The organism is Anaerostipes sp. CAG:276 (genome assembly GCF_000432215.1).
GTDB lineage: Bacteria > Bacillota > Clostridia > Lachnospirales > Lachnospiraceae > Anaerostipes > Anaerostipes caccae.
The window spans coordinates 109,275-131,396 of record NZ_FR889177.1 but is presented as its reverse complement, the minus strand read 5'-3'; the positions used below and the strand labels follow the sequence as shown (position 1 = coordinate 131,396).

General features: G+C 45.5%; 23 protein-coding genes and 2 pseudogenes. 20 read left to right on the top strand and 5 right to left on the bottom strand.

Annotated features, from left to right (window positions below; all coding sequences use genetic code 11):
- The first annotated feature begins 106 nt into the window (after nucleotides 1-106).
- From QVP35_RS03225 to QVP35_RS03210, 4 genes are all read left to right on the top strand, one after another.
- Entirely contained in the window at nucleotides 107-895 is a 789-nt protein-coding gene (locus QVP35_RS03225) for a carboxymuconolactone decarboxylase family protein (protein ID WP_009289446.1), read from the top strand.
- Entirely contained in the window at nucleotides 879-1,319 is a 441-nt protein-coding gene (locus tag QVP35_RS03220; RefSeq protein ID WP_006566662.1) for a cupin domain-containing protein, read from the top strand. Before QVP35_RS03225 ends, QVP35_RS03220 begins: the two co-directional genes overlap by 17 nt.
- Nucleotides 1,320-1,633: 314 nt before the next feature.
- Nucleotides 1,634-2,773 carry an aldo/keto reductase gene (locus QVP35_RS03215; RefSeq protein WP_039930394.1) on the top strand — a complete coding sequence of 380 codons (1,140 nt, stop codon included), beginning with the start codon at nucleotides 1,634-1,636 and terminating at the stop codon, nucleotides 2,771-2,773.
- A gap of 23 nt (nucleotides 2,774-2,796) precedes the next feature.
- Nucleotides 2,797-3,963 carry an iron-containing alcohol dehydrogenase gene (locus QVP35_RS03210; protein WP_009289448.1) on the top strand — a complete coding sequence of 389 codons (1,167 nt, stop codon included), beginning with the start codon at nucleotides 2,797-2,799 and terminating at the stop codon, nucleotides 3,961-3,963.
- A 1-nt stretch (nucleotide 3,964) separates the two neighbouring features.
- On the opposite strand, the gene QVP35_RS03205 is transcribed toward QVP35_RS03210, so the two are convergent.
- The gene (locus tag QVP35_RS03205) at nucleotides 3,965-4,855 is read right to left on the bottom strand and encodes a LysR family transcriptional regulator (protein WP_022260788.1); all 891 of its coding nucleotides are present in this window, start codon (nucleotides 4,853-4,855) and stop codon (nucleotides 3,965-3,967) included.
- A 166-nt stretch (nucleotides 4,856-5,021) separates the two neighbouring features.
- Between QVP35_RS03205 and QVP35_RS03200 the strand changes: the two genes are divergently transcribed.
- The 10 genes and pseudogenes from QVP35_RS03200 to QVP35_RS03155 all read left to right on the top strand — a co-directional run bounded on the left by QVP35_RS03200 (nucleotide 5,022) and on the right by QVP35_RS03155 (nucleotide 13,317).
- Entirely contained in the window at nucleotides 5,022-5,645 is a 624-nt protein-coding gene (locus QVP35_RS03200) for a DapH/DapD/GlmU-related protein (RefSeq protein ID WP_009289451.1), read from the top strand.
- The gene (locus QVP35_RS03195) at nucleotides 5,629-6,111 is read left to right on the top strand and encodes a cyclophilin-like fold protein (RefSeq protein WP_006566668.1); all 483 of its coding nucleotides are present in this window, start codon (nucleotides 5,629-5,631) and stop codon (nucleotides 6,109-6,111) included. Before QVP35_RS03200 ends, QVP35_RS03195 begins: the two co-directional genes overlap by 17 nt.
- Nucleotides 6,112-6,327: 216 nt before the next feature.
- Nucleotides 6,328-6,699: a hypothetical protein gene (locus QVP35_RS03190; RefSeq protein WP_288187741.1), complete on the top strand. Its 372-nt coding sequence runs from the start codon at nucleotides 6,328-6,330 to the stop codon at nucleotides 6,697-6,699.
- Nucleotides 6,642-7,199 (top strand): collagen-like protein, encoded by a 558-nt coding sequence (locus tag QVP35_RS03185; protein WP_225103685.1) that lies wholly within the window; start codon nucleotides 6,642-6,644, stop codon nucleotides 7,197-7,199. Before QVP35_RS03190 ends, QVP35_RS03185 begins: the two co-directional genes overlap by 58 nt.
- Before the next feature lie 256 nt (nucleotides 7,200-7,455).
- The gene (locus QVP35_RS03180; RefSeq protein WP_006566672.1) at nucleotides 7,456-7,719 is read left to right on the top strand and encodes a DUF1294 domain-containing protein; all 264 of its coding nucleotides are present in this window, start codon (nucleotides 7,456-7,458) and stop codon (nucleotides 7,717-7,719) included.
- A 67-nt stretch (nucleotides 7,720-7,786) separates the two neighbouring features.
- On the top strand, nucleotides 7,787-8,269 hold the full coding sequence (locus tag QVP35_RS03175; protein ID WP_022260786.1) for a GNAT family N-acetyltransferase: 483 nt from the start codon (nucleotides 7,787-7,789) through the stop codon (nucleotides 8,267-8,269).
- Between the two features lie 29 nt (nucleotides 8,270-8,298).
- Nucleotides 8,299-8,884 (top strand): annotated as a pseudogene (locus tag QVP35_RS03170) (response regulator transcription factor).
- Complete coding sequence (locus tag QVP35_RS03165) at nucleotides 8,881-10,125, top strand: sensor histidine kinase (RefSeq protein WP_006566675.1); 1,245 nt, start codon at nucleotides 8,881-8,883, stop codon at nucleotides 10,123-10,125. The pseudogene QVP35_RS03170 and the gene QVP35_RS03165 overlap by 4 nt, the downstream one beginning before the upstream one ends.
- Nucleotides 10,126-10,203: 78 nt before the next feature.
- Entirely contained in the window at nucleotides 10,204-10,878 is a 675-nt protein-coding gene (locus QVP35_RS03160; protein ID WP_006566676.1) for an ABC transporter ATP-binding protein, read from the top strand.
- Nucleotides 10,879-13,317 (top strand): ABC transporter permease, encoded by a 2,439-nt coding sequence (locus QVP35_RS03155; protein WP_022260785.1) that lies wholly within the window; start codon nucleotides 10,879-10,881, stop codon nucleotides 13,315-13,317. It begins immediately after the preceding gene.
- Between the two features lie 52 nt (nucleotides 13,318-13,369).
- Here QVP35_RS03155 and QVP35_RS03150 read toward each other — a convergent pair whose 3' ends face one another.
- Together QVP35_RS03150 and QVP35_RS03145 are read right to left on the bottom strand one after the other, a co-directional pair.
- Complete coding sequence (locus QVP35_RS03150; RefSeq protein ID WP_006566678.1) at nucleotides 13,370-13,633, bottom strand: hypothetical protein; 264 nt, start codon at nucleotides 13,631-13,633, stop codon at nucleotides 13,370-13,372.
- A gap of 10 nt (nucleotides 13,634-13,643) precedes the next feature.
- The gene (locus QVP35_RS03145) at nucleotides 13,644-14,138 is read right to left on the bottom strand and encodes a hypothetical protein (RefSeq protein ID WP_006566679.1); all 495 of its coding nucleotides are present in this window, start codon (nucleotides 14,136-14,138) and stop codon (nucleotides 13,644-13,646) included.
- A gap of 59 nt (nucleotides 14,139-14,197) precedes the next feature.
- Between QVP35_RS03145 and QVP35_RS03140 the strand changes: the two genes are divergently transcribed.
- Nucleotides 14,198-14,374, top strand: coding sequence for a hypothetical protein (locus QVP35_RS03140; protein ID WP_006566680.1), 177 nt, complete (start codon nucleotides 14,198-14,200; stop codon nucleotides 14,372-14,374).
- A gap of 111 nt (nucleotides 14,375-14,485) precedes the next feature.
- Here QVP35_RS03140 and QVP35_RS03135 read toward each other — a convergent pair whose 3' ends face one another.
- The gene (locus tag QVP35_RS03135; RefSeq protein WP_006566681.1) at nucleotides 14,486-14,707 is read right to left on the bottom strand and encodes a hypothetical protein; all 222 of its coding nucleotides are present in this window, start codon (nucleotides 14,705-14,707) and stop codon (nucleotides 14,486-14,488) included.
- A gap of 202 nt (nucleotides 14,708-14,909) precedes the next feature.
- On the opposite strand from QVP35_RS03135, the gene QVP35_RS03130 reads away from it, so the two are divergent.
- From QVP35_RS03130 to thiD, 4 genes are all read left to right on the top strand, one after another.
- Nucleotides 14,910-18,575: a S8 family serine peptidase gene (locus QVP35_RS03130; RefSeq protein ID WP_022260784.1), complete on the top strand. Its 3,666-nt coding sequence runs from the start codon at nucleotides 14,910-14,912 to the stop codon at nucleotides 18,573-18,575.
- 95 nt (nucleotides 18,576-18,670) lie between these two features.
- The gene (gene thiM, locus QVP35_RS03125; RefSeq protein ID WP_006566683.1) at nucleotides 18,671-19,492 is read left to right on the top strand and encodes a hydroxyethylthiazole kinase; all 822 of its coding nucleotides are present in this window, start codon (nucleotides 18,671-18,673) and stop codon (nucleotides 19,490-19,492) included.
- Nucleotides 19,493-19,496: 4 nt separating this feature from the next.
- Nucleotides 19,497-20,117, top strand: coding sequence for a thiamine phosphate synthase (gene thiE / locus QVP35_RS03120; protein WP_006566684.1), 621 nt, complete (start codon nucleotides 19,497-19,499; stop codon nucleotides 20,115-20,117).
- A complete protein-coding gene (gene thiD / locus QVP35_RS03115) occupies nucleotides 20,114-20,896 on the top strand; it encodes a bifunctional hydroxymethylpyrimidine kinase/phosphomethylpyrimidine kinase (RefSeq protein ID WP_006566685.1) in 783 nt (260 codons plus the stop codon). Before thiE ends, thiD begins: the two co-directional genes overlap by 4 nt.
- Before the next feature lie 78 nt (nucleotides 20,897-20,974).
- On the opposite strand, the gene QVP35_RS03110 is transcribed toward thiD, so the two are convergent.
- Nucleotides 20,975-21,505: an ECF transporter S component gene (locus QVP35_RS03110; RefSeq protein WP_006566686.1), complete on the bottom strand. Its 531-nt coding sequence runs from the start codon at nucleotides 21,503-21,505 to the stop codon at nucleotides 20,975-20,977.
- Between the two features lie 171 nt (nucleotides 21,506-21,676).
- On the opposite strand from QVP35_RS03110, the pseudogene QVP35_RS03105 reads away from it, so the two are divergent.
- A pseudogene (locus QVP35_RS03105) lies at nucleotides 21,677-22,122 on the top strand (hydratase); the annotation flags it as partial.

The window sequence follows — 22,122 nt, the reverse complement described above, 5'->3', positions numbered from 1 at the left end:
TTGTATAAACATATAGTTTATACTATCGTAACGTACTGGAGATTCCAGGTCAAGCTTATGGCAAATATAATGAAGGAAAGATGGATTAGGAAAGTGAGGGAATACGATGGAAATGACAGAATCTATAAAAAAATACAAAGAAAAAATCTTTCAGGGACGTGATTCTGAGCTTTTAGAAACAGACCCGGAGTTTATGGAGCGTTTTGAGCATTTTGCCTTTAGTGAAGTAGTCAATGAGACCAAACTGGATGACAAGATTGGATTTATGGCAGTTTTGGCAGCACTTTTGGGCTGTCAGGGGGAAGAAGCGTTCAGAGAATTACTGTCTGCGGCTGTAAATATAGGGATTACACCCGTGGAAGTAAAAGAAATCGTATATCAGGCAGCTGCATATTTGGGAATGGGCAGAGTCCTTTCGTTTTTAAAGATTACCAATGAAGTGCTGACAGAAAAAGGGGTATCCCTTCCACTGGAAGGACAGGCAGTCAGCACGATGGAGAACCGCAGGGAGACAGGGACACGGGTACAAGTGGAGATCTTTGGGGAAGGAATGCGGGATTTTTGGCAGTCAGGGCCTCAGGAGAGCAGGCATATCAATCGTTGGCTGGCCGCAAACTGTTTTGGTGATTATTACACGAGAACCGGGCTTGACTACAAACAAAGGGAGATGATCACATTTTGTTTTCTGGCGGCACAGGGCGGATGTGAGCCTCAGCTTACCAGCCATGCGGCGGCTAATATGAAGATTGGAAATGACAAGGAGTTTTTAATCAGGATAATTTCTCAGTGTCTGCCGTATATTGGATACCCAAGGAGTTTGAACGCATTAAGCTGTGTGAATGCAGCGGCAGAGAAACAGGAAAAGGGGATGAATATCAATGAAGATAAGAGATAAAAAGGACTTTGACGAGATCAATGTATTTGGGCAGGGTGAGCCTAACGATGGATTTGCGCAGTATTTCAGCGGGGAATCTTTTTTAAATGTACTTAATAACTCCCAGGAGCATGGGGGAATCTTTGCAGCCAATGTTACTTTTGAACCGGGATGCCGCAACAACTGGCATATCCACCATGCAGCGACCGGCGGCGGGCAGATGCTGATCTGTACCGCCGGTGAAGGGTGGTATCAGGAGGAAGGGAAGGAGGCGGTAAGTCTGACACCTGGAACCGTCATCAATATAAGGCCGGAAGTGAAACATTGGCACGGCGCAAAGAAAGATTCGTGGTTCAGCCACATAGCATTGGAGGTACCTGGAACTGACTGCAGGAATGAGTGGTGTGAGCCGGTTTCTGAAGAAGAGTACGGGAAATGTTCATAACTATGATTTGCTGATAGACAGTTCTATAGAAATTGAAAACTGTGGTGTGGCAGCAGTCTGTGAGTATGCAGAAACTACTGAAAATAAAAAATGATTTATGAAAGAATGGCGGCTGCTGTAAAAACAGCCGCTATTATAAGCGTAACATTAAAATCATCATTCATGAATTTAGTTGGTGAAACACGAATTTAATATTATATTTTACAGGTTTTTTACAAAATTTTTCTTGACTTGGAGTTAACTACAAGGAGTATTCTTTATATATGGGATACATAAAGAATGAACTCGATGTGAAAGATGTAAGGAGGATTTGTATGATTTATAAAGATTTTAAAGACAAGAAGCTGTCTGCCCTGGGGCTGGGTGCAATGCGCCTTCCAATTATGAATGGTGATTCAGATGGGCGGATTGATGAAGAGCAGACTGCAAAGATGGTAGATTATGCGCTGGACCATGGGATCAATTATTTTGATACTGCATATGGCTATCACGACGGGCAGTCTGAGATTGTCATGGGTAAGGTATTGGGCAGATATCCGCGGGAGAGCTATTATTTAGCCGATAAGTTTCCTGGGTACGATCTGTCAAATATGGATAAGGTGGAGAGCATTTTTGAAGAACAGCTGAAAAAATGCGGAACGGAGTATTTTGATTTCTATTTGTTCCACAATGTGTATGAAAAAAATATAGATCCCTATATGGATGAAAAATACGGCATTATGGAATATCTTAAAAAGCAGAAAGAAGCCGGTAGAATCAGGCATCTGGGATTCTCCTGCCATGGACGGTATGATACGTTAAAACGTTTTCTGGATACATACGGCGATGACCTGGAATTTTGCCAGATCCAGCTGAATTATCTGGACTGGAAGCTTCAGGACGCAAAAGCCAAGGTGGAACTGCTCAATGAATATGAGATTCCGATTTGGGTTATGGAGCCGCTAAGAGGGGGAAAACTGGCATTACTTTCTGATGAAAACAGTGAGAAACTGAAGGCCTGCCGTACGGATGAGGAGATTCCGGCCTGGGGATTCCGGTTCTTACAGTCCATCCCGGGGGTGACCATGGTACTTTCCGGTATGTCCGATATGAAACAGCTGATGGAAAATACGGCTACATTTGCAGAGGAAAAACCGCTGACAGAGGAAGAAATGAAGGTTTTGATGGAAGTTACAGACAGTATGCTGGATATTCTTCCATGCACTGCCTGTCGTTACTGTACATCACACTGTCCCAAAAAACTGGATATCCCAACGTTGCTCTCCTTATACAATGAGAGCCGTTTCAACATGACAATTATTACACAGATGGCCGTAGGTGCCATGCCAAAGGATCAGCGTCCGGATGCATGCATCGGATGTAAAAGCTGTGAGGCAGTCTGTCCGCAGATGCTGAAAATATCTGAGGCGATGAAGGACTTTGCACAAAAGCTTGAACAGCCGGCAGGACTGTGAGAGACAGAAGAAGGAGAAATATTATGTTAGGAAATTTCAGTTATTCAAACCCGACGAAATTATATTTTGGAGAGGATTCTTTAAATTATTTAAATGAGGAACTTCCAAAGTATGGTAAAAATGTACAGCTTGCCTATGGAGGCGGTTCCATCAAGAAAAACGGGATCTATGATAAGGTGATGGAGATTCTCAAGGCAAACGGGAAAAATGTATTTGAAGACGGAGGTGTTATGCCCAATCCTACGGTAGAGAAGTTATACGAGGGCGTAAAGATTGCCAGAGAACATAAAGCAGACCTTATCCTGGCTGTTGGCGGCGGTTCTGTCTGTGATTATGCCAAAGCAGTGTCCATTTCCGTTCATTGTGAAGAAGATCCATGGGAGAAATACTATCTGCGCATGGAGAACGTGGACAATGAAATCATCCCGGTGGGCTGTGTCCTTACTATGGTCGGAACAGGTTCAGAGATGAACGGCGGGTCCGTCATCACCAATCACGAGACGAAGTTAAAGATCGGTCATGTTTTCGGGGAAAATGTATTTCCGAAGTTTTCGATCCTGAATCCCACATTTACATTTACTTTGCCGAAGTATCAGATGACAGCGGGATTTTTTGACATCATGTCTCATATTTTAGAGCAGTATTTCTCAGGAGAGGATGACAGTACCTCTGATTACATTATGGAAGGACTTTTAAAATCCCTGATCCACAGCTCACGGACTGCCATAAAAAATCCTGCCGACTATGAGGCCAGAAGCAATATTATGTGGATTGCCACATGGGCATTAAATACCTTTGTTGCAAAAGGGAAAACGACTGACTGGGAAGTGCACATGATCGGACAGTCCATTGGCGCATATACCAATGCCACCCATGGAATGACATTATCAGCCGTATCTTTGCCGTACTACCGTTTTCTTCTGCCTTACGGCCTTCAGAAGTTCAAACGCTATGCCGTAAATGTATGGGATGTGAACCCGGACGGCAAGACGGATGAAGAGACTGCAGAAGAAGGACTCTCCTGCATGGAATCCTATATGAAAGAGCTGGGTCTTGTCATGAACATCCGGGAACTCGGTGTGACAGAAGAGATGCTTCCAGGCATTGCAGACGGAACCTTTGTCATGGAAGGCGGATATAAGGTTCTGACACATGATGATATCATAACGATATTGAAAAAAAGTATGTGATTCAAATACCGTTTAAATATTCTTTCAACAGGCTTAAAAATTTTTCGGCCGGTCTGGAGAAGATTTGATGTTTCTTCCAAATGATGCTCATTTCTTCTTCCAGCTTTGGTGCCAGGGGACGGAAGCAAAGACTGCTGCAGGAGGTGTTGATGATCTTGTCAAGACCAACGGCGTATCCTAATCCTTCATCTACAAGCAGAGACGCATTATAGATGAGATTGTAGGTAGCAGCGATATTTAAATCCGTCATCTGGCATTGAAACCACTGTGTGAAATTGCCGCCCCGGTGCTCCTGCTGGGACAGGATTAATGGTTTGTCCCGCAGATCCCCGGGTGTAATCTCTTTTTTTGATGCAAGGGGGGAATCCCTTCGCATGAGTACGCCCCACACATCTTTGTCGGGGAGCTTGAGGGCATTGTATTTTGTCAAATCAACAGTGCCGAAAACGACTCCAAAATCGAGCAGCCCTTTATCGAGTTTTTCCATCACAAATGTAGCATTGCCGCTGGAAATATGAAAATGGATTCCCGGACAGATCTTCTGCAGTTTTCCTGCAGTCTTTGCAATGAGGCGGACCCCATCGGTCTCGCCTGTTCCGATATAAATATCTCCCATAATAATGTCATCGGCCGAAGTGATCTCACATTCGGTCTTTTTTACCAGATCAAGAATCTCTTCTGCACGTTTCCTTAAAATCATGCCTTCTTCCGTAAGTGTTATTTTCCGTGATCCTTTCGTACCACGGATTAATAGCTGTTTTCCTAATTCTTTTTCCATGTTTTTAATCTGGGTGGAGAGAGTCGGCTGTGAAAGATGCAGCGATTCTGCCGCGCGTACAATGCTCTGCTCCTGTGCAATGGCCAGGAAGTAATGCAGTACCCGTAGTTCCATGTGTGACCTCCTTTATTTGATTTGTAATCAGCAGTCATGTTGATGGATTTAGTCTAACATGGATTTATATAGGTTTCAACTATTTAAATGTATTAATAATAAGTATTTGTTATGTAAAAATATCAGTATTATACTATAAGTAAAAAAATAAGGGAGAAAAGATGATATGAACAATCAAATGGAACTGGAAGATTTTATAAATTATGTGAACAGTGGAAAGGCAGTAACTGCCGGCTCAGAAATACATCAATATATGTGTATGCTTTCACAGGAAGCCCTGCGTCTGACTGCTGAAATGAACAGCAGTTATCACTCACCAGAAGAAATAAGAGAGATTTTCATGAAACTCACAGGAAAGCCAGTGGACGTCTCTTTCGGGATATTTCCGCCATTCTATACAGACTGCGGAAAGAATATCACGATCGGCAAAAATGTTTTTATTAACAGCGGCTGCAGGTTTCAGGACCAGGGGGGAATTACCATCGATGACGGGGCTCTGATCGGACATAATGTAGTCCTTGCTACGATTAACCATGAACTTCATCCTCAGAACCGAGGGGATATTTATACAAAGCCGATCCATATCGGAAAAAATGTATGGATCGGCGCAAACGCTGTAATACTTCCCGGTGTCACGGTTGGAGACGGTGCCGTAGTCGCAGCAGGCGCTGTTGCAGCAGAAGATGTTCCAGAAAATACGGTTGTCGGCGGAATTCCAGCCAAGACAATCAAGACCATTTATTCAGCCATAGAGAAAGGAAGGAGAAATCCGATTGAAAAAGGTTTATAAACTTTTACTTGCGGGAGTCTTTATTTTATCTTTAGCGGGCTGCAGCCGTGCGGGCCGGACGAAGGAGAGCACTTCCGGTCAGGAAAAGAAAGTCCTTATAGAACAGTATCTGAGGATAAAAAGCCAAAATGGTCAGAACATTATCGTCAGTCTGAATGGAAGTCCGGCGGCGCAGTCACTCTATAACCAGCTGCCCCTGTCTGTTCGGATAGAGAATTACAGCGACAACGAAAAGATTTTCTATCCGCCCAAAAAACTTGAAACTGAGGGTACACCGCCGGCAAAGGGACCGGCAGGAATCCTCGCTTATTATGCTCCTTGGGGAGACGTCGCAGTTTTTTACGGAGAATGCAGAGGTGCCAGCGGCCTGTATGAACTTGGGGAGACGGTGTCGGGCAGAGATCAGATTAAAAATCTAAAAGGTGAGGTAAAGATCGAAGCAATGACGAAATCAGACAGCAAATGAGCCGGCTGTTTTTGAGCGCATTATTGTATTTTGATGGAAATTTCATCTGGTCTTACATAACAAGGAAAGACATTGAACAAGAACAGCCTGCCATTTTTCGGCATAAACTTATATTACATATTTAATACAAATATAGTTTCTCAAATGCGTATAGAAAGGATTATAATATGAATATAAGCAGTAACTGTAAAAACGAAAAACTTCAAAAGAATTGCTGTGACTGCTGTAATTGCAGATGCTACCGAGGGCCGCAGGGAGAACCGGGTCCACAGGGAGAACCAGGCCCACAGGGGATGCCGGGCCCGCAGGGAGAACCGGGTCCACAGGGAGAACCAGGTCCGCAGGGAGAACCAGGGCCACAGGGAGAAGCGGGTCCGCAGGGAGAACCGGGTCCACAGGGAGAACCAGGCCCACAGGGGATGCCGGGCCCGCAGGGAGAACCGGGTCCACAGGGAGAACCGGGTCCACAGGGAAAACCGGGTCCGCAGGGAGAACAAGGGCCGGAAGGCACCTTTAATCCGGGGGATGTCTTGTTTTATATTAATGGCAACGGCGGTCCCATACCTATCAGGTTTGGAGAGGATTTAAACTTTATATCTCCAAATCTGAATATATTTTTGCATGATTATCCAGCCACTGTCGAAATAGATGGTAAGGCAGTGGAAACTGCGTTCGGCGGTCTTTATTCCAACATGGTTCAATCATTTGATTTTTCTGTCAGTGACCAGGTGGAACAGGTACAATTTAACAATTATATGCCATCTTTTAATGTTGGAGCGGGCCAAAATGAAATACAAATTTATATGCCGGGCGAATATGAAATCAATTATATGATCCGTATCGATCCGGCTGAAACAGCAGGCCAGACAATTTCGGCAGGAGTGCGGCAAAACGGCAGATTTATTGACTCCACGCTGCAATACACTACAATTTCTGCAGATGATATCACAATCTTGCAGGGAAGCGTCATTGAATTCCTGGACGGCCAAATTGATTTGGCGTTTTATTCCACCGGAGCCGCAGGCTTTGATCTGACTTCATTGACAAATGCTACTCTTACAGTAGAACGATTATCTCCATTGCCATAAAAAAAAGGTCTTTAAAGAAGCCGGCTGTCATACAGCAGCCGGTTTCTTCTAATATTTGGATGTATTGAAAAGAGACATCCCTGATACCTTACTCTTCGTAAAAATAAAAGGGATAGATTCTGTTCAGACAAAAGCTGTCTGTGTCAGGACAATGCTGAAAAGGACAAAAAAAGAAAGGTCTAACACAGAAAATGGGACTATGTTATAATGAACTAAGATTTTTACTTTTTGAATTAGAGGAGGGAAAGGAGCTTTCATGAAATTATTTATCGTCTGTCTTGTTTTTATAAATGTAATTACATTTTTTATATATGGGAGTGACAAGCAAAGGGCAAAAAAGAACAGATGGAGGATTCCGGAAAAGACATTGATTTTGCTGGCAGCAGCAGGAGGATCTGTGGGAGCCTGGCTGGCTATGCGGATGTTCCGGCATAAGACAAGGAAGCCGGTGTTTATGTATGGCATCCCGGTCATTCTTTTGTGTCAGATGGGACTTTACACATACTTTTTTATTTCATAGGGAGGGTCGTCCTATGGAATAAAAAGGATGCACACTTTTGTTCTAAAATAACAGGAGGGAGGAGGACATGAGACATTTAGATGAGTATTCTTCAAAAAGAATTTCTTACCGGAGGATGACCGTATGTGATATACCGGCAGTCGTTCGGATGAGAGTACAACAGCTGAAAGATGAAGGAGCACAGGCTGATTTTGAGCTGAAACCATATCTGACAGAGTTTTATGAGAGAAATTTAGAAACCGGACTGTATATTTCATGGCTTGCAGTGTGCGGTGAGGAAATCGTGGCTGCCAGCGGAATGTCATTTACAGAGAAACCTCCGTATTATAAAAATCCAACTGGAAAGATCGGTATTCTATCCAGTATGTATACAGTGGAAAAGCACAGAAGAAGAGGGATTGCACGGGTTCTATTAAAGAAAGTAATCGATGAAGCGAGAAATTATGGATGCGGTGTTGTTCATGTGACTGCATCGGATATGGGAGTTTTACTGTATAAAGACTTCGGGTTTCGGAAAAATAAGAATTTTATGCAGTATGAACTAAACTGACAGAAATACATAGACGGAGGATTGAGGACATGATGAAAGGCAGAATCCTGCTGCTGGAAGACGATGAGAGCCTGAGACGCGGCATATGCTTTAAATTAGAAAAAGAAGGATATGAGGTCCTGGCCTGTGCGGGGATTCAGGAAGGCATGAGACTATGGAATAACAGTGAGATTGATCTGGTCATCTGTGATATAACGCTGGAAGACGGAAGTGGATGACTATGTGGTAAAACCATTCAGTCTTGCCGTTCTCATCTCGAAGATACACGCGGTATTTGCCCGGATGGATGTAAAAGAGGAAAAGATAGAATCCGGGAAAGTCTGTGTCCATAAGACAGAGATGAAGGTCATGGTATCGGGAGAAGAGAGAAGCCTTACCAAAAATGAATGGAAACTGCTGCTTTTGTTTATCTCCCATCCAAGGCAGGTGTTTTCCAAAGGCCAGCTTTTAGAGCAGATGTTTGACATGGACGGCGAGTTTGCCGATGAAAACACGGTAGCAGTCAACATCAGAAGGCTCAGGGAAAAGATTGAGCCAGATCCGTCCAAACCGGAGTATATTAAAAATATACGGGGGATCGGATATTTATGGGATAAGGAGTGTACCGGAAATTGATTGGAAAGAGGGAAAAGATCGGCTGGGTCAGATTTTCTGTCTGTACAGCAGCTATTTTCTTATGTATCTTTGGATATGGATTATTTTCAGAAAACAGAAAGCTGATCCGGGAAGAAAAGCAGCAGCTGGAAACGGCAGGAATGATGGAAGATGGAAAGACTCAGGAAGAGATATTGTATCATATCTTTCAGGGAGAAGAAGAAAAAGCACTGCAGAAAAAGGGAAGACAGGTTTATGCCAGGGCAGGTTTTGAAGAAGAGATGAAAGCAAGGTATCAAAGCCGCATGGTGCAGTACATCGTCCGTTCCGGAGGAGTTTTTTTAGGTGCGTACCTTTTGATCACAGCGGCTGCATATATCCGAATGAGAGAGGCCGTCAGAAGAAAAGAGCAGGAATTCGAACAATTCGGGAGCGTCATTGAACAATTTTATACAGGACATTATCAGGTCGCTTATCGTGAGGAAGAGGGGATGAAAAGCAGACTGTTCAGCAGGCTCAACTCCCTTGGAAAACGTTTGGAAGTGCAGGAGAAGAAAATCCAGGACGAAAAGGAAACCACAAAGTCCCTGGTAACTGACATATCCCATCAGCTGAAAACACCTGTGGCATCCCTGAAAATGTGTCTGGAGCTTTTAGCGGAAGAAGATCTGTCAAAGGAAGAGGAGAAAGAGTTTCTCGGACAGGCAGTGGGGCAGACCCAGCGCCTGGACAGTCTCACAAAAGCCCTTATTAATATTTCCAGAATGGAAACAGGCATGATCTCAGTGAAAAAGATTCAGGCACCTATCATGGATACCATCGCACAGGCGGTCAGCAGCGTGTATGTGAAGGCCCAGGAGAAGAATATCGAGATAGAAGTGGTGAAAAACAGCGATGAGGCTGCGGATATGGCAATCCCCCATGATCCCCACTGGACCAGAGAAGCGATTGCAAATATTTTGGAAAATGCAGTGAAGTACAGCGGAAGGGATACGTGTATCCAGATCCGCATGATGAAACGGACCAGTTTTTTGAGGATAGAAATTGAGGATCAGGGGATCGGAATTGACAGCAGAGACTATACCAAGATTTTTCAGCGGTTCTATCGGGGAACAGCGCCGCAGGTAAAAGAGGCGGATGGATCCGGAGTCGGTCTTTATCTTACCAGAAGTATCCTGGAGGCACAGGGAGGGTCTGTTTCTGTTTCTGCGGGGAAGCAGGGAAGTATTTTTACGATACATGTAAGTCTTACAGATTTGTAAGGCTTTTTCTTTTGGATTGAAAGATGAATGTAAGAGGAGGCATTTATCATAGACAGTAAGAACAGGAGGTATGAAAAAATGCAGAATACAGTTATTCTAGAGACAAAGGATTTATGTAAATATTATGGCAGCGGAGAAAATGAGGTGCGTGCTATCGACCACACATCCCTCCAAATCTATCAGGGTGAATTTGCTGCGATTGTAGGAAAGAGCGGTTCGGGAAAAAGTACACTTCTTCATATGCTTGGAGGACTGGACTGCCCTACAAAAGGAAAGATCCTGATCGGAGATAAGGACATCAGCTGTATGAAGGAAGAAGAGGTAGCTGTTTTCCGGAGAAGAAAGATCGGATTTATCTTTCAGTCCTTTAACTTGATTTCTTCCCTGAATGTGTGGGAAAACATCGTTCTTCCCATTGGGCTGGATGGAAGAAACGTGAATGAGGCATTCGTGAATGAGATTTTGTGTACACTGGGTATCGAAGAGAAGAAGCACAATCTTCCCAATACGCTTTCCGGCGGCCAGCAGCAGAGAGTTGCCATTGCCAGAGCGATTGCGTCAAAGCCTGATATCATACTGGCGGACGAACCGACCGGAAATCTGGACACAAAGACCGGGGATGAGGTAATTTCCCTCTTAAAAATGACGGCCAGGAAATATGGACAGACATTGGTTATGATTACCCATGATGAGGAGATTGCACAGATGGCTGACCGTATTATCCTGATCGAAGACGGCAAGGTGGTGGATTAAATGAAAGCAGTCACACAGTTGTCGAAAAAGAATTTAACGCAGACCAGAAGCAGAAGTATCCTCATCGGGATTTCCATTATGCTGACGACGGCTCTCTTAACGATCATCGGTTTAAGCTGCAATGGAATACTGAAAATGAACAGTCACAACAGCTCTGTCCTCTATGGAGATTTTCATGCCGCATTTACCGGAATCAGTGAAGAAAAGAAGCAGGAAATTTCCGTCAGAGGCGAGATTGAAAAGACAGGCTCCATGTCCTCTGTAGCCACGGTTGAGCTGGGGAAAGCCAGCGGCGTACTTTCCTACTATGACCAGAATGCCCGGGCAATGTCGAACTTAAAGATGACCGGCCAGAGCAGAATTCCCACCGGGGAAAATGAGATCATGGCTCAGAAATCATTTTTTAAGAAGCTGATGAAAAAGAAACCTAAGATAGGAGACACGGTCACAGTTCCTTACCGGATCAATGGGGAAGGAACCGTACTGAGAAAAAAATTCACAATTACCGGCTTTCTGCCTGACAGTGAAATGAATGATCTGAAGCAGGCATACGGGGCCGTAGTATCAAAAGAATTTTTTGAAAAGGCTGTCCCTGTGGAACAAAGATCCTATATGCTCTGTGTAAAGATGAAGAAGGCAGACAAAGTCACAGAAAACGGGCTGAAGGAAAGTATCAATCAGCTGGCAGAGAAACTTTCCATCCCTGAAAAAAATGTTTCTCTCAATACGATTTTTATTATGTGGGATACGGACCCGGGGGCAGAAACCGTGGCTGCGGGAGTATTTATTGCGGCGGTTGTCGTCTTATTCAGCATCGTTGTGATCTACAATATTTTCTATGTCGGTATGATACAGAAAGTACAGGAATACGGGAAACTGCGGGCCATAGGAATGACGAAGAAGCAGATGAAACAGATGATCTTCCGGGAAGGCATGATATTGTCCGGCATCAGTATACCTGTTGGACTGATTGTGGGTTATTTTGGAACAGATCTGTTTTTTACGAAGATTGCCGGGTTCAGCAGTGTAAACGAGTCCATCAACGAAGCGATCGCAAATACTCAGCTGTTCAGCATACCTGTTTTGGCCGGAGCAGGGATCCTTTCGCTGATTACCGTCTGTCTTTCCGTGAAACGGCCGATGCAGATTGCAGCCAAAGTGTCTCCGGTGGAAGCGGTGCGGTATCAGGAAAACACCGGGAAAAAGAAACAGAAGAGGAAAGGATGCAGGCAGGTAAAGCTGATCGGTCTTACCAGGGCAAATTTGTCAAGCAACCGGAAACGGACATTGATGACCATCCTTACTATGGGGCTGAGCTGTGTAATGTTCGTCACCATCGCTAATCTGTGCGGCAATATGGATCCGGCCTATGAGGCTAAAAAAGATGTGAAAAAAGGGGACTTTTATCTGACACTGGATACGAAACTGGATGATAAAACCTATCCGGAGAAAAATCTGAACCGGGTCCAGGAACAGGGACTCATGAATGCTTCGGTAGTAGAGAAGATCAAAAAGATCGATGGTGTTACAAGAGTAGAAACTGGTAAATGGGCCGCAGTAAAAGTCCGTGGTAACGAAGAAGAAGGAACTTCAGTCATTCAGATCGTATCCAAAAAGGATTTTAATGCTTTTGTAAAAAGCGGATTAGAGCGCGGCAGTGCGGACTATGAGCAATTAGTAAAAGAAAGCGGAACCGTCTATCTTTGGGATCACTTCTTCGATGAAAATGGCTATCACATCGGAGACAAGATATCTATGGATCTGCTGGACGGAGAGAGAAAAGTGCCGCTTACTTTAAAAATCACCGGTTCTGCAAATGCACATTTGGAAGCCAGCTGGGCTATGACAGAGGAGACATTTAAGAAACTCCGCGTGAAAGGGAATCTGACCAGCGAAATTTATATTTCCTGCCTTCCGGAAAAAAAGACGGCAGTGGAAAAACAGCTGAGGAATCTGACAGGAGGCAGCGAGTTTTATGACCTGCTCTCTTACGATGATGCATACCGCACTGCGCAGCTTGGCATCGGGCTTCTCAGGGACTCTTTATATGCCCTGCTGTTTGTCATTGGGATCATTGGATTCATGAATATGGCCAATACACTGATCACAAGCATTGTTACCCGGAAAAAAGAACTGGGAATCCTGCAGGCATTGGGTATGACCAATCGGCAGCTGGCCAGAATGCTCCAGATGGAAGGGCTGATTTTTACGGCGGGGACTCTGCTGATATCGCTTACCTTTGGAAATGCCGCCGGATACATGCTGTTCCTGAAATGTAAGGATACCGGAATGATCGGTATTAATGACTATCATTTTCCTATGGCCGAGATCCTTGTGATGGCAGGCATCCTTCTGATGCTGCAGATCATTCTGTCCGCATTTATGAGCAGAAAACTGCAGAAGGATTCTCTTGTTGAAAGGATCAGATACGAAGAATAATTTATGAAATAAAAAATTTCCGAATACTTTTTAAAAGTATCCGGAAATTTTTTTAAAGTATCATATTTCTCAGCATTTCAAGTCTCTGCTTTTCCTGGCCGGTCATAGTTTCCGAGAGAGCGTCTATGATGATGCCGGTTTCTTCGTTGGTAAATGCGATGCCCTGTTCTGCCAGGCGGCTGGAGGCCGCCATAAGATCAGGCAGGATGTCTTCCAGGTTTTTGCCCCGGCATTGGTTCACGAGAAGTTCCATGATTTCTATTTTCTTTGGGTCGATGCTCTGGACCGCGCGGTTCATTTTCCATTGTTCATTCATGCGGGATACCTCACTTTTTCAGAATTTGATTGATTTGATTTAACAGGTCACTGTTGGGTGCATTTGCTGCTTCCTGCTTTTCAGGCTGAGACTGGGACATAAACAGCGGCATTAGTTTTGCCATCATGTCTGAATCGGCTGAAGAATTGCCGGGCGAAGCATTGGCATTTGGATTTGCCTGCAGAAAATCCTGATAGGACTGGTACATTTTTGCCATTTTCATCATCTGGAGTATCTGATCGATTTGTTTTGAGGTTTCCTTGGGGGCCCGCATTCTCATCGCGGTAAGCATCATTTCCAGAGAAGCATTGTTCTGGTCCAGTCCGCATGCGGAGAGAGTATCCTCATCGTCAAAGTCTTCCATGATGTTTTGCAGTTCATGGAGTTTGATGTAAAGAGCTGCAGATTTTTTCAGAGTGGGAGGGAGATAAGGGAGCGCGTCTTCCAGCATATTGGACGAGTCGTCACGGAAAAAGTGCTCCCAGTGGGTTTGTTTTTGATCCATTTTGTCACAACCTTAGGTTTCATTCTCATATCCTATATTATTAGGAGGTGAAGAAAATTATGAGTGAAATTTTTGTAGAAGAAGAAAATACCGTTTACGAACTGGATGAGGAATGTCTCAGAAGAAAAGGAGAAATGGGATTTTCAGGACAGAGAAATGGAATCATGAAAAAGCAGAGTATGGAAGGCGGAAGCATACTGATTTTGATCGCTGCCCTTTTATGCTGTTTTAAATAATAGATATTTCAGTGTCCGGAGGATCATTTCCGGACACTTTTTATTTTACGGCACGCAAAAAGGGCAGCAGGTTTGTTACCCGCTGCCCTTGGTTTATCAGGACATATCAGATTAGCATCCGCATCCGCAGCCACTGCCGCCGCCGAATCCGCCTCCGCAGCAGCACAGTAAGATGATGATCCAAAGGATAGAATCACATCCGCATCCGTCTCCTCCTCCGAATCCGCCGTCGCCTCCGCAGCAGCATAATAAGAGAATAAGAAGAAGACAGTTGTTTCCTCCGAATCCTGAATTGCATGATGTTCCGCAACCTGTTGCAGCTAAATCACTCATGTTGTTTCCTCCTTGATTATATTTACAGTTTATATTATTCGGTCTCTTCCAATGTGTGCCGAAAAAAGAAAATCTTTTTATTTGCCTGCTGCTTTTCTGGGGGAAAACGGGGTTTAAAGAATTGTAAACCAAATGTAACAAACGTAATGAGAAGGTATGTTATACTCTAACAATGAGATACAAGCAGGGGAAAGGAGAGAGTATGAGGTATTTTAAAAGATGGGCAGCATGGCTGATGTCGGCGGTTCTTTTGGGAACATCGGCTCCCGCTGCGGTCAGCGCGGCTTCCGGCAAAGACCAGGTGACAGAGATGAAAAAGCTGCTTTCCGGCAGACAGGAAGCAGGATATGAGGAGGGAGAAGCACTGGTCATGTACCGGACGACGGCATCAGGGCAAAAGGGCAGATCCGCTCCTTTTTCCTCCGGAATAAAGGTTAAGCAGGCCTGGAACTTTTCGGCGGATACCAAAAAGAAGACGAGGAGCGCTTCTCAGAATTCCGCAGTTTCCATTGCCAGAGTGACTTCACAAAAGAGCACGGAGGATCTGGTCAGACAGCTGAAGAAGGATCCGCAGGTGATTGCCGCACAGCCCAATTATAAGATTAGGATTTTGGGAGGCAGCGATCCCTATTTTGACTTTCAGTGGGCAAATAAAAACAGCGGTCAGAATGGAGGCAGTACAGGGAAGGATGTCGGCTATGATCAGTTTTATGACAAGACATCCGGGTCCAAAGGCAAAGAAACGGTTGTGGCGGTAGTTGACACAGGAATTGACCTTGAACATGAGGATCTCAGAGACAGGCTGTGGACAAACAGGTCAGATGTGCTCTACGGCAGACATGGCTATGATTTTGTCAACCATGATGCAGATCCTTCCGATGATTACGGTCACGGAACCCACTGTGCCGGTATTATTGCGGCTCAGGCAGGCAACGGCAGGGGCGTTGCGGGTATCAGCCAGAGCAGCGATGTTAAGCTGATGGCACTGAAGGTGCTGGACGAAGACGGAGACGGTGAATTATCTGACGTGATCGATGCCTATTATTACATCTATAAGCAGCAGATGGAAGGTGTCAATGTGGCGGCTATAAACAATTCCTGGGGAATCGATGAGGCTGACGAACAGGAATTGATGAAATATTTGATCGAACTTGTAGGAAAGAAAGGGGCGGTGACAGTCTGTGCCGCCGGAAACGACAGTGAGGACAATGAAGGGAACGCATCCATTCCGGCAGGCATTGACAGCGATTATGTGATATCGGTTGCGGCATCCAATGAGAAAGACGGACTGGCGTCCTATTCAAACTATGGGAAAGAGTCTGTACATATGGCCGCGCCGGGAAATCAGATTTTGTCTACGGTCAATGAAGACTGTTTTAATCCTTCGATTTACAGTGACGGGGAGAGAAATTCAAACTGCCAGTTTTATAAAAACTATAATGACGGTGATGTCTCAGAGATTAAGACAGAGGGATCAGGCAGCATCGGAAAAGGTACGGTGGCGGTTTCTGAGGACAGTGACTATTTTGGAAAAGAATCTGCCGGAAAGTCAGCGAAGATTTCAGTGAAGAATGCAGAGCCCGGAGATATCTATACGGTATATCTTCCTTATGACAGCGCCAAGGGCAGCACAGATTCCTATTTGAGCACGATGCTCAAGGCTTCCAGCAGTCTGGCAGTGGAAGACGGGGCCGGACTGGTCATGGCAAAGGACTATAAGCTGGATGAAGAAGGTCAGATCGAAGATCCTCTGACGTCGGAAGATGTCACCATAAACATGATAACGGGTACGATCCCTATGATGGCAGCCAACGGCGAGTCGGATGTATGGGGACATCTGTCCTATCCAACCCGCAGCACAACAAAGAATGAAAAGCGTGCGGTTGGTATTTCACTGGTAGTATTAGAGAAGCAGGATTTTACGATCCGTCTGGATGACACTGCAGTCAGCAAGGCAGGTGTATTAAGCCGGGATTTCGGGAAATACGATTTTTCCAGCGGGACATCCATGGCTGCCCCTCTGGTGAGCGGTGCGGTGGCAAACACTTCCTGGTACTATGGGAAGAAGGATGCACTCTCCAACAGGGAGACAGTCCTTGGAATGACAAGAACAGTGAAGGATCTGCCCGTGATTACCAGGGGAGTTCTGGACGGCAGGAAGCTGTCTGATCAGAATGCAATCCTCACCGGCGCAGCAGTTTCCGGGGGCAGAGTCGTTCTCTCAGGGAAAGGATTCGGAACTGGAGGTACTGTAAAGGTCAACGGTAAGGCAGAAAAGGCAGTATCCTGGAGTGATACAAAGATCGTTCTGGAAAACAGACAGTTAGTAAACCGGGTGGGCGAAGTCGAGATCCTGACCGGCAGCGGAAAATCTGTCACTGGTTCATTTTATTTTATAAAAGGTAAAAACGGGCCGAAAAAAGTCTTTTCAGCCGAGGATATTACAGACGGCGGGGGTGCAGTCTCCGACGGCAGGAAGATGTATTATCTGGACAAAGAGCTGAATCTTTATGTGATGGATGAGGAGGAACAGGAATTTTCCAGAATATCCTCTATGGCACGGGAGAAAGCATTTGCAGGCATAAAGAAGGGAGAACTGGACCGGTCAGATCTCAGTCTGGATTCAGCACCGGTCTACTGTGACAGGGCTGTCTATGCGATAGCCGAGGCGGATTTGGGATATGAGACAAAAAGATCTCTTGTGAGCTACTCATTTCAGACGAAATCGTGGTCGAGAGTTGACTCCTATGTGACGAAAACAGGCGGGGCCAAACTGGAGGGATCAGCTCTGACCGCCTACAATGGGAAGATTTATGTGATCGGAGGCCGGAATAAAAAGACCGGAGCTATGGAAAAGAGTGTCTTTTGTTACGACAAGGAGAAAAAACAGTGGTCCAAAGCCCCGGGACTTCCGGAAGGGCGCTGCCAGAGTGTGGCCGTCCAGTCGGGAAATCAGCTGATCCTTACCCTGGGCAGCAGCGGAAAGAAAGGGGAGATTCCAAAGAATCTTGTTTACAGCGATAAGAGCAGGAAATGGGTGAAAAAATCAGCTTCTCTGATACCAAAAAATAAGGGCGAAGAGATCTATACGGCCATTGTGGGCGTATGCAGAGATGGTCTGGCCTACGTGGGGCTTAATACAGACGGCTGCGGAAATGTGTTCCGGTATTCTGTTTCCAAAGATCGTTTTGAAGCCATGGACTATCAGGCAGCCTTTAAAGAAGATCTCATAGGAACCACTGTTGGCTCAAGGTTTCTCTTCATGCCTGTGACGGAGCAGGAAGATTTCGATTATAAAAATTTAAACAGGAAGAAGACATCGGTTCAGGCCAAAGCACAGAGCGATGTAGACGACGAGGATTATGACGACAGCTGTACGGTGTATTCTTATCCTGTAACTTCCGGGCTTGTGACGGTAAAAGCAAAAACTAAGCATGGAACTATCTCCGGAAAAGGAGGATACCTGCCGGGGCAGAAGGTAACGGTAAAGCCGAAGGCCGCAAAATATTACTGCTATAAGCCTTCCACTATGAAAGCAGCAGGCAAAAAGGTGAAAGGTAGCAGCTATTCCTTCCGCATCACGGGAAATGTAACCGTGTCCGCAGTATTTAAAAAGACTGTGGTGAAACTGAATAAGAAAAAACTGACTCTCAAAGCCGGAGATAAATACCGTCTCAAAGCAAAAGTAAAGACAGTTGGCAAAAAGAAGTCGGTTACATGGAAGACGAGTAAGAGCAAATACGCCACGGTTTCTAAAAAGGGCGTAGTAAAGGCGAAGAAGGCGGGCAGAGGAAAGACGGTTACGATCTATGCCAAGGCAAAGGATGGTTCCCGGTCCTATGCTAAAATCAAAGTAAAAATCCGATAACAATATAAAAAAGATCCCTGTGTTTCGCGCGATAAGGTATAATAAGAGACGCAGGGATTTTGTCTGTGCTTTTTCAAAAATTATGATCAGGAGGAATGTTTATGTTTAAAGACATATTACATAATGTACAAAAGCATCCGTCTCTTGTCCATTGTATGACAAACTATGTGACGGTCAATGATGTGGCCAATATTGTGCTGGCATCCGGCGGTTCGCCGATCATGGCGGATGACAAGGGTGAGGTGGAGGAGATCACGAGTATCTGTACCTCACTTGTGATCAATATCGGGACGCTGAACGCGAGGACCGTTGAGGCGATGGTGCTGGCAGGGAAGAAAGCCAATGAGCTGGGTCATCCGGTGATCCTTGATCCGGTGGGAGCAGGCGCATCCTCTATGAGAACGGAGACTGTTAAGAGACTGTTAAGAGAGGTTCGCTTCAGCGTGATCCGGGGAAATATTTCCGAGATCAAGACGGTATTTGAAGGCAGCGGTGCTACGCTTGGTGTGGACGCCAGCGAAGCAGATGCCGTGACGGAAGAAAACCTTTGGAAAGCAGCGGATATGGCAAAGTGTCTGTCTGCACAGACCGGTGCAGTCATTGTGATCACAGGAGCCATTGACATAGTAGCCGACGAGCACAAGGTTTTTGTTTTAAGAAACGGCAATCCGATGATGGCAAAGATCACCGGAACCGGATGTATGCTTGACGGAGTCGTCGCCGGATTTGTGGGGTCCAATCAGGACAGGGTTCTGGAAGCAGCAGCGGCAGCAGTGTGTGCCATGGGATACTGCGGGGAGAAGGCCAGGACAAAATGCGAAGGAACTTCTTCTCTGAGGATGCATCTGATCGACGCCATGAGCAGCCTGACGGCAGAGGAATTAGAAAGGGGTGCAAAGGTTGAGAGTAGAATCTGAGGCAATGACCCTCTATGCGGTGACAGATTCCGCATGGACAGGCGGGCAGACATTGATGGAACAGGTGAAAGATGCACTGGACGGAGGTATAACATTCCTCCAGCTCAGGGAGAAGGATTTGGAGTATGATGCGTTCTTACAGGAAGCAATAGAGATGGCAAAGCTGTCCAGGAAGTACGGGGTGCCGTTTGTTATCAATGACGAGGTGGAGATTGCCCTTAAATGCGGAGCAGACGGTGTTCATGTGGGGCAGGAGGATATGGCATGCCGGAATGCCAGAGATATTCTGGGGCCGGATAAGATCATAGGAGTATCGGTCCACAATGTAAAAGAGGCATTAAAGGCACAGGCCGACGGAGCAGATTATCTGGGCCTTGGAGCCGTGAAAGCCACGCCCACAAAGACCGATGCCAGGGTGGTGGAGTTCGAAGAGATAAAAAAGGTATGCGATGCAGTGAACATACCGGTCGTAGCCATCGGAGGGATCAAAAAGGATAACATGATGGAACTGAAAGGCAGCCATGTGGACGGGATCGCAGTGGTCTCTGCCATTTTCGGAGCCGAGAACATTAGAAAAGAGACGGAAGAATTGCGAAAGAAAGCAGAGGAGTTGAGAATACGATGAAGACAGTATTGACCATTGCGGGATCTGACTGCAGCGGCGGGGCAGGGATTCAGGCTGATCTAAAAACCATGGCCGCCCACGGTGTGTACGGCATGTCGGCCATTGCGGCGCTGACGGCACAAAACACCACAGGGGTTGCGGGAATCTATCATGTATCCAGAGATTTTCTGGAACAGCAGCTGGACTGTATTTTTACGGACATTTATCCGGATGCGGTGAAGATCGGTATGGTTTCGGAAAAAGAACTAATCGAGGGAATTGCCGGAAAACTGAAACAGTATGGTGCAAAAAATATTGTCCTGGACCCGGTTATGGTGTCTACCAGCGGCAGCAGGCTGTTAAGCGGGGATGCCATCGGGACCTTAAAGGAGGTGCTGTTTCCGCTGGCTGATATCATTACGCCCAATGTGCCGGAAGCGGAAGTGCTCTCTGGAGTCAGTATAAGGACAAAAGAGGATATGGAAGAAGCCGCGTCAAAGATCGGAGAATATTTTGACGGATATATCCTGATGAAAGGCGGACACTCGGTGGAAGATGCAAACGATTATCTTTTTTATCACGGAAAGAAAAAGATGTTCCGCGGCACGAGGGTGGAAAATGAAAATACCCATGGGACAGGCTGTACGCTCTCATCTGCTATTGCTTCCAATCTGGCAATGGGATGTGATATGGAGACGAGCATTCAGAATGGAAAAGAGTATATTACCGGCGCACTGCTTGACGGGCTGGACCTGGGAAAAGGCAGCGGTCCTTTGAATCATATGTATCGGTTGAAATAGATTTTTTATCTAAAACAGATCAAAAAACTGCTGCTTCATGACAAACGAATAAAGTCATGGAGCAGCAGTTTTTAAAGTCTACTCGTGATTCATGCACAATTTTGCGCGTTTGATATCAGGAACCGCAGTTAAAATAGGAAGCAGGATCGCTGCGACGACCAGGCCGGAGCATCCCTGTACCGCATTGGAAGGAACGCTTAAAAGTGCCGGTCCCACGCCCTCAGTGATATAAGAATGAATAAAATAGCCGGTTACCACAAAAAAGATATCTGCCAGCCCGCAGGGAATCATGGCAATGAGTTCTTTAACTCCGTGGTTTGTCAATATTTTGTAAAGGGTTGCTGCAGTCAATGCTACTAGGAATTTGACAATAAAAGTCGTGGGAGCATAGTAAGCATAGCCGGAGAAAATGTCGGCAAAGGCGGAGCCGATACCGGCGGCCAGGGAACCGTACTTTTTCCCTAAGATCACACCGCTCAAAATAACGAAGGCGTCCCCCAGATGGATATATCCGTGAGTGGCAGGGGTGGGAATCTGGATAACCATGGTTCCCACGCAGCAGAGTGCGGTAAACAGAGCAGTATATACAAGTTTTTTTGTTTGATTCATAACATCAGTCCTCCTCTTGCGAAATCATATCGATTATTTTCATTTATCTTAATACAATATGTGGCATCTTTTAAAATGCCAGTTATAATGTTTTTGATGGTGCCAGACTGTTTTTCTTTCCTAAAACATGATCTTATGATATAATCTCCTAAAAAGATTCAGGAGGAAAGTATGATTAATTTGTATGAAAAAGGTGCTTATTTAGTGAACGGCACCGAATTGGTAGATGAAGATAACACAGAAAAATTAGCACAGCTTACAGGGTCTGCACTGTCAAAAGAAGAAGCCAGACAGAATACCATTGCATATGGAATCCTCAGCGATCACAATACATCCGGAAACATGGACAAGCTGATGATTAAATTTGATACATTGACTTCCCACGATATTACATTTGTAGGGATCATACAGACGGCGAGAGCGTCAGGGATCGAGAAATTCCCGGTTCCTTATGTGCTCACTAACTGCCATAACAGCCTCTGTGCCGTGGGCGGGACGATCAACGAAGATGACCACATGTTTGGGCTGACTGCAGCAAAGCGCTACGGCGGCATGTATGTGCCTCCTCATCAGGCTGTCATCCACCAGTTTGCCAGGGAGATGCTGGCCGGAGGCGG

Bases quoted from the DNA above. Each gene is read 5' to 3' on its own strand.
- QVP35_RS03225 (WP_009289446.1), top strand. From the start codon at position 107: ATGGAAATGACAGAATCTATAAAAAAATACAAAGAAAAAATCTTTCAG.
- QVP35_RS03220 (WP_006566662.1), top strand. From the start codon at position 879: ATGAAGATAAGAGATAAAAAGGACTTTGACGAGATCAATGTATTTGGG.
- QVP35_RS03215 (WP_039930394.1), top strand. From the start codon at position 1,634: ATGATTTATAAAGATTTTAAAGACAAGAAGCTGTCTGCCCTGGGGCTG.
- QVP35_RS03210 (WP_009289448.1), top strand. From the start codon at position 2,797: ATGTTAGGAAATTTCAGTTATTCAAACCCGACGAAATTATATTTTGGA.
- QVP35_RS03205 (WP_022260788.1), bottom strand. From the start codon at position 4,855: ATGGAACTACGGGTACTGCATTACTTCCTGGCCATTGCACAGGAGCAG.
- QVP35_RS03200 (WP_009289451.1), top strand. From the start codon at position 5,022: ATGAACAATCAAATGGAACTGGAAGATTTTATAAATTATGTGAACAGT.
- QVP35_RS03180 (WP_006566672.1), top strand. From the start codon at position 7,456: ATGAAATTATTTATCGTCTGTCTTGTTTTTATAAATGTAATTACATTT.
- QVP35_RS03175 (WP_022260786.1), top strand. From the start codon at position 7,787: ATGAGACATTTAGATGAGTATTCTTCAAAAAGAATTTCTTACCGGAGG.
- QVP35_RS03160 (WP_006566676.1), top strand. From the start codon at position 10,204: ATGCAGAATACAGTTATTCTAGAGACAAAGGATTTATGTAAATATTAT.
- QVP35_RS03155 (WP_022260785.1), top strand. From the start codon at position 10,879: ATGAAAGCAGTCACACAGTTGTCGAAAAAGAATTTAACGCAGACCAGA.
- QVP35_RS03150 (WP_006566678.1), bottom strand. From the start codon at position 13,633: ATGAATGAACAATGGAAAATGAACCGCGCGGTCCAGAGCATCGACCCA.
- QVP35_RS03145 (WP_006566679.1), bottom strand. From the start codon at position 14,138: ATGGATCAAAAACAAACCCACTGGGAGCACTTTTTCCGTGACGACTCG.
- QVP35_RS03140 (WP_006566680.1), top strand. From the start codon at position 14,198: ATGAGTGAAATTTTTGTAGAAGAAGAAAATACCGTTTACGAACTGGAT.
- QVP35_RS03135 (WP_006566681.1), bottom strand. From the start codon at position 14,707: ATGAGTGATTTAGCTGCAACAGGTTGCGGAACATCATGCAATTCAGGA.
- QVP35_RS03130 (WP_022260784.1), top strand. From the start codon at position 14,910: ATGAGGTATTTTAAAAGATGGGCAGCATGGCTGATGTCGGCGGTTCTT.
- thiM (WP_006566683.1), top strand. From the start codon at position 18,671: ATGTTTATGTTTAAAGACATATTACATAATGTACAAAAGCATCCGTCT.
- thiE (WP_006566684.1), top strand. From the start codon at position 19,497: ATGACCCTCTATGCGGTGACAGATTCCGCATGGACAGGCGGGCAGACA.
- thiD (WP_006566685.1), top strand. From the start codon at position 20,114: ATGAAGACAGTATTGACCATTGCGGGATCTGACTGCAGCGGCGGGGCA.
- QVP35_RS03110 (WP_006566686.1), bottom strand. From the start codon at position 21,505: ATGAATCAAACAAAAAAACTTGTATATACTGCTCTGTTTACCGCACTC.